This is a genomic window from Streptomyces sp. NBC_01092, from assembly GCF_045039535.1.
Lineage (GTDB): Bacteria > Actinomycetota > Actinomycetes > Streptomycetales > Streptomycetaceae > Streptomyces.
The window spans coordinates 8,363,151-8,372,646 of sequence record NZ_CP108659.1 but is presented as its reverse complement, the minus strand read 5'-3'; the positions used below and the strand labels follow the sequence as shown (position 1 = coordinate 8,372,646).

Genomic DNA, 9,496 nt, shown 5'->3' with positions numbered 1-9,496 from the left:
CCGCCCGGACTGAGGAGAGACGAACCAGCATGGCTATAGCGTCCGGCGACCGAGCCCAGCGTGACTCCGACGCCGCCAAGGGAATTGACGCCACCGGGCAGACCAGCGAGCAGAAGCTGGTCGACTACCTGAAGTGGGTGACGGCTGATCTGCACAAGGCCAGACAGCGGATCACCGAACTGGAGAACAGCCGGAACGAGCCCATCGCGATCGTCGGCATGGCCTGCCGCTACCCGGGCGGAGTGTCCTCGCCCGGCGATCTGTGGCGGCTCGTGCGCGACGAGGTGGACGGCATCACCCCGTGGCCCACCGACCGCGGCTGGGACGTCGAGGACCTCTACGACCCGGAGCCCGGAAAGGCGGGCAAGTCCTACACCCGCGAAGGCGGGTTCCTGGAGGGCGCGACCCAGTTCGACGCGGCGTTCTTCGGCATCTCGCCGCGTGAGGCCCTGGGGATGGACCCGCAGCAGCGGGTGCTCCTCGAAGTGGCGTGGGAGGCGCTGGAGAACGCCGGTCTCGACCCGGCCACTCTCCGGGGCAGCCGCACCGGCGTGTTCGCCGGGCTCGTGGAACAGAGCTATCTCGACCGTGAGGGCCCCGAGGAACTGGAGGGCTATCTCATGACGAGCAAGCTCTCCAGCGTGGCGTCGGGCCGGATCGCGTACACCTTCGGTTTCGAGGGTCCGGCCGTCTCCATGGACACGGCCTGCTCCTCCTCCCTGGTGGCCCTGCACATGGCGGTGCGGTCGCTGCGCTCCGGCGAGTCCACGCTGGCCCTCGCGGGCGGCGTCACGGTCTCCGGCTCGCCGAACGGCTTCGTGGACTTCTCCCGGCAGCGCGGTCTGTCGGCGGACGGCCGCTGCAAGTCGTTCTCCGACGACGCGGACGGCACCGGCTGGTCCGAGGGCGTCGGACTGCTGGTGGTGGAGCGGCTGTCGGACGCCGTGAGGAACGGCCATCGTGTGCTCGCGCTCGTCCGGGGCACCGCCGTCAACCAAGACGGCGCCAGCAACGGACTCACCGCCCCCAACGGACCCTCCCAGGAACGAGTGATCCGTGCCGCCCTGGCGGACGCCGGGCTCACCGTCAACGACGTGGACGCAGTCGAGGCGCACGGCACCGGTACGCGCCTGGGTGATCCGATCGAGGCGCATGCGCTGCTGGCGACGTACGGTCAGGGGCGTGCGGAGGGGCGGCCGTTGTATCTCGGCTCGCTCAAGTCGAACATCGGTCACTCGGTCGCGGCCGCGGGTGTCGGCGGCATCATCAAGATGATCGAGGCCATGCACCACGGCGTCCTGCCCAAGACCCTCCACGCCGACAAGCCGTCCAGTCACATCGACTGGGACGCGGGCGCGGTGGAACTGCTGACCAAGGCCCGGGAGTGGCCGGAGGCCGAGGGGCGGCCACGCCGGGCGGGCGTCTCCGCGTTCGGTGTGAGCGGCACCAACGCCCATGTCGTCATCGAGGAACCACCGGTCGCAGAGGGGAACCTCGGGGAGAACGGTTCCGGGGCACCCGCTTCCGTCTCCGTCGTGCCGTGGGTCCTGTCCGGCAAGACCGAGCAGGCCGTCCGCGACCAGGCCAACCGACTACTCACCTACCTCGAACAGCACCCCGAGGTGCCCGTCACGGACATCGGCCATGCCCTCGCCACCGAACGTGTCGCCTTCGACCACCGGGCCGTGGTCACCGGGACCGACCGCGCCGAACTCACGGACGCCCTCGGTGCCCTGGCCGCAGGCACCACCCGGCCCACCACCACCCACGCCGCCCCGACCACGGCCTTCCTGTTCACCGGGCAGGGCGCCCAGCGCATCGGCATGGGCCAGACCCTCTACGACACCTTCCCCGCCTACGCCGAAGCCTTCGACCAAGTCACCGCGGCTCTCGACCCACACCTCCCCCACCCCCTCCACGACGTCATCCGCCACGGAACCCACCTCGACGACACCCAATACACCCAACCCGCCCTCTTCGCAGTCGAGGTGGCCCTCTCGCACCTCCTGCAGACCTGGGGCATCACCCCCGACTACGTCGCCGGCCACTCCATCGGTGAGCTGGCCGCCGCCCACATCGCCGGCGTCTTCTCCCTCGAAGACGCAGCGAAGCTCGTCGCAGCCCGCGCACGCCTCATGCAGTCCGCACCCCCCGGCGGCGCCATGGCCGCCGTGCAAGCCGACGAGGAGGAGGTCGCCAAAGCCATCGCCGCCGAGGACGGCGCGATCGCCGTCGCCGCCCTGAACTCACCGACGTCCACCGTCATCTCGGGCGACGCCGACACCGTCGAGCGCCAGATCGCCCTGTGGCGTGAGCGGGGGCGCAGGGCAACCCGCCTGACCGTCTCGCACGCGTTCCACTCCCCGCACATGGACGGCGTTCTCGACGCCTTCCAGGAGATCGCGGCCACCGTCACCTACCACCCGCCCCGCATCCCCCTCGTCTCCACCCTCACCGGCGAACCCGCCACCACCGAGCAGCTCACCTCACCCCACTACTGGACCCAGCAGATCCGCGGCGCCGTCCGCTTCACCGACGCGGTCACCACGCTTCACGGCTCCGGGACCACCACCTACGTCGAGATCGGCCCCGACAGCGTCCTGACCACGCTGGCGCGTAACACCCTCGACGAGGTCGTCACGGCCACCCCGCTGCGGCGGGACCACGACGAGGCGGACACCGTCGTCCGGGCCGTCGGCGCCCTGCACGCCCATGGCGTGCGCGTGGACTGGGCGCGGCTCTTCGCCGACACCGGAACCGGTGCCGGCGCCGGCACCGACACAGGTACCGGCACCCGCCGGGCCGCCATCCCTCCGCTGCCGACCTACGCCTTCCAGCACCAGTACTACTGGATCAAGTCCGCTGCCGGTGCCTCGGACGCCGCCGGTCTCGGCCTGGAACTCGGCGGTCACCCCGTCTTCGGGGCCAGGGTGGAACGCGCGGACGGTGCGGGCGTGCTGCTCACCGGCCGGGTCTCGGCGCGCAGCCACCCGTGGCCGGCCCGGCACCCGCTGCACGGTGCGCCCGCGGTGCCGCCGGAGGCGCTGTTGGACGCCCTGGTGCGGGTCGGGGACGAACTGGGCGCGAGTGCTGTGGAGTCGCTGGTCCTGCACACCCCGCCGGCTCTGCCCCAGGACGGGCGACTGGTGCTCCAGCTGTCCGTCGAGGAGCCGGGTGCCGCTGAGGCCCGGTGCTTCACGCTGCACGCCCGGCCCGAGGGCGCCGACCTGCCGTGGACGCTGTGGGCGACGGGGCGGCTCGCCCCCGGCCTCGCCAGGGCGCCCTTCGGTCCGGTCACCTGGCCGCCCGCCGAGGCCACCGCGGTCCCCCTGGGCGAGCGCGACGCGGCACGCGGCATCACCGGCGTGTGGCGGCTCGGTGACGAGGTGTTCGCCGATGTCGTCCTGAACGAGGCGCTGCACGGTGAGGCCGCGGACTTCGGCCTGCATCCGGCGCTGCTGAACTCGGCGCTGCGCGCCGCCGCGACCGGTGCGGACGCGGCGGGGGACGAGGGGACGCTCGCCGTCGAGTGGAGCGGCTTCCAGCTGTTCGCGACGGGCGCCACCGCGGTGCGCGCCCATCTGGTCCCGACGGGCGAGGACACGGTCGCCGTGCGGCTCGCCGACCGCGCCGGCCAGGCCGTGGCGGTCGCGCGAGGGGTCACGTCCCGACCGCTGGACGCCGGCCTGGTGCGCGACGCCCTGGTGCGGGATGCCGACAACCTGTTCCTCGTGGACTGGCGGACGGCCGCGCTGCCCGCCCCGGACGAGGCTCCCGCGTTCGCCTTCCTCGGTGCGAACGGCAGCGGTACCACCGTCGCCGAGGCCGCCGCGCTCGCGGAGCGCGGTGAGATCGACGCGGTCGTGTTCCGCGAGCCCGGCCCGGGCGTGCCGGGAGGCGACGTCGTGGCCGCCCTGCACGCGCGCACCCGTGCCATGCTCGACGTGGTCCAGCGGTGGCTGGCCGAAGACCGTGCCGGGACGGTTCCGTTGGTCGTGGTGACCAGGAACGCGGTGGCCACCGGCGGTGAGCCGGCGGTCGATCCGGTGGGCGCGGCCGCCTGGGGTCTGCTGCGCTCGGCGCAGTCGGAGTCGCCGGGCCGGGTGGTCCTGGTGGACGTGGACAGCGACGATGCCCACGCCCTCACGGACCCGCTGTCCCGCGTGGTCGCCTCCGGTGCGGCGCAGGCCGCGATCCGCGGCGGCCAGGTCCTGCTGCCGGGCGTGTCGCGCGCCCCGCGGACCGCGGACGGCACCGCTCCCTCCGGCTCCTGGAATCCCGACGGCACGGTGCTCGTCACCGGTGGCACCGGAAGCCTGGGCGCGCTGTTCGCCCGTCATCTGGCACGCGAGCACGGTGTACGGCACCTGCTGCTGGTCAGCCGCCGGGGCCCGGACGCGCCGGGCGCCGAGGCGCTGCGGGCGGAACTGGCCGGGCTGGGAGCCGCCAGCACGATCGTCGCCGCCGACACCGCGGACCCCGCCGCGCTGGCCGGCGTCCTCGACGCGGTGCCCGCCGGGCTGCCGCTGACGGGCGTCGTCCACCTCGCCGGCGTCATCGACGACGGCCTGGTCACCGATCTGACCCCGGAGCGCCTGGACGCCGTCCTCGCGCCCAAGGCGGACACGGCCTGGTACCTGCACGAGCTGACCAGGAAGCTGAATCTGTCCGCGTTCGTGCTGTTCTCGTCCATCGCGGGTGTGATCGGCGGCGCCGGCCAGGGCAACTACGCAGCCGCCAACGCCTTCCTGGACGGCCTGGCCTCGCTGCGCGCGGCGGAGGGGCTGCCCGCCACGTCGGTGGCCTGGGGTCTGTGGGCCCAGCCGTCCGGCATCACCGGTGACCTCGACGAGGCGGACATCGCCCGCATCACCCGGGCCGGCTTCGGGGCGATCACGGTGGAGCAGGGGCCCCGTCTGCTGGACCGCGTCCTGGCGCTGCCGCACCCCGCGCCGGTCGTCACCCCTCTGGACGTCGCCGCGATGCGTGAGCGTCCGGCGCAGGTGCCCGCACTGCTGGCGTCCTTGGTGCGCAGGCCGGTGCGGCGCGTCGCCAACAACTCCGGTCGCACCGCCGGTGAGCTGGCGCAGCGGCTGGCCGGCGCCGACACGTCCACGCAGCTCGACATCGTCCTGGAGGCGGTGCTGGAGGGGGCGGCAGCGGTCCTCGGGCACGGCGACCCGTCGTCCTTCGGGAGCGAACAGCCCTTCACGGGGCTCGGGTTCGACTCGCTGACGTCGGTGGAGCTGCGCAACCGCCTCGCCGCCGAGCTGGGTCTGCGGCTGCCCGCCACGCTGGTCTTCGACCATCCGACGCCCCGGAGCCTGGCGGAGTTCCTGCGGGACGCCCTGGTGGGCGGGCCGGACGGCGACGAGGGCGGGACCGCGGCGGCCGCCCCGGCGCGGGAGTACGAGGCGGAGATCGTGCTGGACGAGGCGATCCGGCCCGCCGCCGAGGTGCTGCGGCAGGTCGAGGACCCGGCGGAGGTCTTCCTGACCGGCGCGACCGGGTTCCTCGGCGCGTTCCTGCTGCGCGACCTGCTGCGGGGAACGCGGGCCACGCTGCACTGCCTGGTCCGCGCGCGGGACGCCGCGGACGGGCTGCAGCGGCTGCGGGAGAACCTGGAGTACTACCGCGTGTGGGACGAGGTGGACCCGGCCCGCCTGGAGATCGTCGTCGGGGACCTCGCCGAGCCGCGGTTCGGGCTGAGCGAGGAGGAGTTCGACGACCTCGCCCGCCGGGTCGACGTGGTCTATCACGGCGGCGCGAAGGTCCACTGGCTGCACCCGTTCAGCTCGCTGAAGGCGGCCAACGTGGGCGGCACGCGGGAGGTCCTGCGGCTCGCCGCGCGCCACCGCACCGTTCCGGTCCACTACCTGTCCACGACGGGGGTCTTCGCCACCGAGCGGGCGGAGAACAGTCCGCTGGGCGTGGACGACCCCACCGGCCCCGCCGAGGCGCTGCCCAGCGGTTATCTGCGCAGCAAGTGGGTGGCCGAGCAGGTCGTCGGCATCGCTCGCGACCGGGGGCTGCCGGTGTCGGTGTACCGCGTGGACGTCGTCTCCGGCGACCAGGTCCACGGGGCCTGCCAGATGCGTGACTTCGTCTGGCTGAGCCTGCGCGGCCTGATCCAGGCGGGCGCGTACCCGGCGGGGCTGGCCGCCGCGGTTCCCCTGACCCCGGTGGACTACGTCAGCTCCGCCGTGGTCGCCCTCTCCACGTCGGCCGGGACCGGCTCGGGCACCTTCCATCTCTACAACCAGAGTCACATGACGTTCGCCGACTTCATTACCGAGTTGAGGATGACGGGTTACCCGCTGAAGGAAGTCGAGTGGGACGCGTGGAGCACACTCGTGAGGTCGGACCCCGACAACGTCATGCTTCCGCTGCTGGAAGCGTTCGAAATGATGGCGAAGAGCGAGGGCACTTTCTATCCGCCCGTGGACACGAGCGTGGCCGAACTGGCCCTGGCGGGCTCGGGAGTGGAGTGCCCCGAGATGGAGCCGGAGCTGTTCAGGCGGTACGTCGCCTTCTTCCGGGAGGCAGGTTTCCTGCCGCCGGTGAACGAGGACGCGCGGCCCGCTGCCTGACCCTCCCACCCCCACAGACGACGAACGGCCGCGTCCGCCTCTCCACGAGGCGGCCGCGGCCGTGGATTGGACCCACATGTCCGCAACGCAGAGCCGCTGGTTCCGGCGGTTCGACAGCACCGCAGAGGGCGAACTCACGCTGATCTGCTTCCCGCACGCCGGCGGGGCGGCCAGCGCCTACCTGGGACTGTCCCGCGCCCTGGCGCCCGACATCGACGTCGTGGCCGTGCAGTACCCCGGCCGGCAGGACCGCCGTGCGGAGCCTGCCCTGACCTCCCTGACCCACCTGGCGCGCGCCGTCGCGGAGGAGCTGACCCGCCTCCCGCAGCGCCCGTACACCTTCTTCGGGCACAGCATGGGCGCGGTCGTCGCGTACGAGACGGCCCGGATCCTCGCCGAGTTCGACCTGGCCACGGCGCAGTCCCTGATCCTCTCCGGGCGTGGCGCGCCGAGCCGCGCGCCCCGGGCCACCGACCGGCTCTCCGGCGACGCGGCGCTGATCGGCGAGATACGCCGCCTGAACGGCACGAACGGTCGTGTGCTGGACGACCCGGAGGTGCTGGAGATGGTGCTGCCCACCCTCCGGGCGGACTACGGCGCCCTGGGTTCCTACCGCTGGCTGCCCGGTCCCCCGCTGGACATCCCGCTGACCGTCATGGTCGGCTCCTCCGACCCCATCGTCACCGTCGAGGACGCCGCCGGGTGGCTGGCCCACTCGACGAGGCCCGGCGAGGTGCTCACCTTCGAGGGCGGCCACTTCTATCTGGACGCGCGCCTGCCGTCGGTGGCGGCGGCGGTGCGGTCGGTACTGGGGCAGCCCGCAGCGGTGTGAGGCGATGCCGGGGGTCGGGGAGGGGGCGGGGGTCGAAACGGGCTCTGGACCTCCTCGCGAGCTGGACCCTCACCCGCGCCGGCACCGAACGGGACGGCCGGGAATCCACGGCATGAACTCTTCCGCCCTGACGGAGGTCATCCTTGTCGGGCTGTACATGCCCTTCAAGCGACGGGACTGACTGTGAACGACGGGCCGACGAGCACGCACGCGGCGACCACGAGGGACGAGGAAGCGGTCGAGGTCCGACGGTTCTGGCAGCGGCTGGGGCTGCCGGGGCTCGTCGATGTGCACACCCACTTCATGCCCGAGAGCGTGCTGCGCAAGGTCTGGGGCTACTTCGACTCGCTCGGCCCGCTGACCGGCGGCGTCGAGTGGCCCATCACCTACCGCGCCGAGGAGGCCGAACGGGTCGCCGTGATCCGGGACCTGGGCGTGCGCGCCTTCACGTCGATGCTGTACCCGCACAAGGCGGACATGGCCGAGTGGCTCAACGGCTGGGCCGCCGACTTCGCCGGCCGCACGCCGGACTGCCTGCACACCTCGACCTTCTTCCCGGAGGCGGGAGTCGAGTCCTACGTCCGCGAGGCGGTCGAGGCGGGTACGCGCGTCTTCAAGGCGCATGTGCAGGTGGGGGCCTACGACCCGGCCGACGAGCTCCTCGACGACACCTGGGGACTGCTGGCCGAGGCCGGGATTCCCGTCGTGATCCACTGCGGCTCGGGCCCCATGCCGGGCAAGTACACCGGACCCGGGCCGGTGGGGCGCGTGCTCGCCCGGCATCCCCGGCTGCGGCTGATCGTCGCGCACATGGGGCTGCCCGAGTACGAGGACTTCCTCGACCTCGCCGAGCGGTACGAGGAGGTGCGCCTCGACACGACGATGGCGTTCACCGACTTCAGCGAACGCATGGCGCCGTTCCCGCGGCGGGCCCTGCCCAGGCTGGCGGCGCTCGGCGACCGCATCCTGCTCGGCAGCGACTTTCCCAACATCCCGTATCCGTACCTCCACCAGCTGACGGCCCTGGAGCGTCTGGAGCTCGGGGACGCGTGGCTGCGGGGCGTCTGTCACGACAACGGGGCGCGGTTGTTCGGGCTGTGACGCGGGCCGCGGCCGCGGCGGACTCCTGACCGAGCTCCTGCTGCGCGCACCTACTCCGCCTTTACAAGAGCTACGCTAGCGTGGTGAACGAAACCGTTTCGTTCTGCTTGGCAGGCCGCACCGCCACCCGCCTCCACCAGGAAGAAGACAGGCATGGTCTCCGTACTCGTGGTCAACGACCAGTCTCTCCAGCGCCTCGCCCTGCGTATGCTCCTCGGCGCCGAGCCGGATCTGAACGTCGTCGGGGAGGCGACGAGCCAGGCCGAGGCGGGCCGGCTGAGCGCCGCGCTCCGTCCCGACGTCGTCCTGGTGGCCGGCCGCCCGTCCGGGGCGAGCGACGCCCTGGAGACCGTACGACACCTGGTACGCCGGGACCGGTTCCCGCGCCCCGTCGAACCCTCCGACACGGACACGCACACCCCCCGCGTCCTGGTACTCACCCCCGCCGGCCACGAGGAGTACGCCTACGCCGCCCTGCGCGCCGGTGCCGACGGGTTCCTCCTCGAGGACGCCGCCCCCGACGAGCTCGCCTCGGCGGTCCGGGTCGTGGCCGCCGGAGACGCCGTCGTCACCCCGGCGCTGACCCGCGCCCTCATCGACACCGTCCGCGAACAGCGCACCGCCCGCACCCTGCCGGGCACGTCCGGAATTGACGCCCTCACCGGACGCGAGCGGGACGTCCTCGTCGCCGTCGCCTCCGGCTGGTCGAACGCCGAGCGGCTGTCCATCGCGCCGACCACGGTCAAGACGCATGTGAGCAACATCCTGACCAAGATCGGCGCCCGGGCCCGGGTCCAGGCGGTGACGTTCGCGTACGAGTCCGGCCTCGTGCGACCCGCCGCCTGACGCCGGGCCAACTGGCGTCCTGCGCTACACCATCCGGTGGCTTCTCGCCGCCCGAGCGTTATTCATATCAGCCGACTTCCTATTCATTCCACTGTCCGGCTCTTGGTGCTGACCAACCGTCACGACG

4 protein-coding genes are annotated in these 9,496 nt (G+C 72.6%); all 4 read left to right on the top strand.

Annotated features, from left to right (window positions below; genetic code table 11):
- Positions 1–29 precede the first annotated feature (29 nt).
- Positions 30–6,590 carry a thioester reductase domain-containing protein gene (locus OG254_RS37845; protein ID WP_405591118.1) on the top strand — a complete coding sequence of 2,187 codons (6,561 nt, stop codon included), beginning with the start codon at positions 30–32 and terminating at the stop codon, positions 6,588–6,590.
- A 76-nt stretch (positions 6,591–6,666) separates the two neighbouring features.
- A complete protein-coding gene (locus tag OG254_RS37840; protein ID WP_405591115.1) occupies positions 6,667–7,422 on the top strand; it encodes a thioesterase II family protein in 756 nt (251 codons plus the stop codon).
- A 177-nt stretch (positions 7,423–7,599) separates the two neighbouring features.
- Positions 7,600–8,523, top strand: coding sequence for an amidohydrolase family protein (locus OG254_RS37835; RefSeq protein ID WP_405595427.1), 924 nt, complete (start codon positions 7,600–7,602; stop codon positions 8,521–8,523).
- Between the two features lie 153 nt (positions 8,524–8,676).
- Positions 8,677–9,369: a LuxR C-terminal-related transcriptional regulator gene (locus tag OG254_RS37830; protein WP_405591113.1), complete on the top strand. Its 693-nt coding sequence runs from the start codon at positions 8,677–8,679 to the stop codon at positions 9,367–9,369.
- Positions 9,370–9,496 lie beyond the last annotated feature (127 nt).